The following is a 733-nucleotide window of genomic DNA, read 5'->3' on the forward strand; positions in this document are numbered from 1 at the left end:
TCTTTTGGTACGCAGCCTATCTAGTTCATCATTAAGAAAGCGGTTTTTTATACTGTCGCTTATGTATCGTCGCTTACATATTGTCGTCGATTATATATTGTTGTCTATATATAGTCGGCAGTATATCGAATCGGCTTTTTTAATCATCTCTGCTAATCGTCGTTTTGTAGCTCGGATAAGGGGTGGGAGATGTTGTTATTGTGAGTCACCACGATGGCCTCATCGATGATGCGTTGACTGACGCCGCGCTTGCGCAAAGACTCGATAAACACTTCATCGTGCGCTAGGGTATAGTCTTGATGATCACGATCAAGCCCTTGACGGATGTATAGGCGAATCAGTCCTTGAATACGCTTAAAGCCCAGCTCTTTTGAGGTGGTCTCTAATAATGCGATCATCTCTTCAGACAGCCGAATACTGACTGGGCGCATGATTTTTTGCGGATGGTCAGAAAACTTATTTTTTACACGTGCAGGTATCATAATAAACCATTATTTTTAGTGAGTAGGAGTAAAATATTCAGACAAAACGAACCCAAGCAAACTACTCTTACCATACAACAAAATCGTCCAAATGAACACCGCAGCGGTATTTATATCACTGATTTCATAAGAGAATTGTCTGAGCCAAAAATGGCGGCCATAAAAAAACCTTCATCAAATAATGATGAAGGTTTTTCGTATATGGCTCTCCAACCTGGGCTCGAACCAGGGACACACGGATTAACAGTCCG

Annotated in this window: 1 protein-coding gene; it reads right to left on the minus strand. The window is 41.6% G+C overall.

Annotated features, from left to right (window positions below):
- Positions 1-152: 152 nt before the first annotated feature.
- Positions 153-482 carry a CopG family transcriptional regulator gene (locus NK638_RS12355; RefSeq protein WP_105243922.1) on the minus strand — a complete coding sequence of 110 codons (330 nt, stop codon included), beginning with the start codon at positions 480-482 and terminating at the stop codon, positions 153-155.
- Positions 483-733: the final 251 nt, after the last annotated feature.

Source organism: Psychrobacter sp. A3 (genome assembly GCF_028823565.1).
GTDB classification, from domain to species: domain Bacteria; phylum Pseudomonadota; class Gammaproteobacteria; order Pseudomonadales; family Moraxellaceae; genus Psychrobacter; species Psychrobacter celer.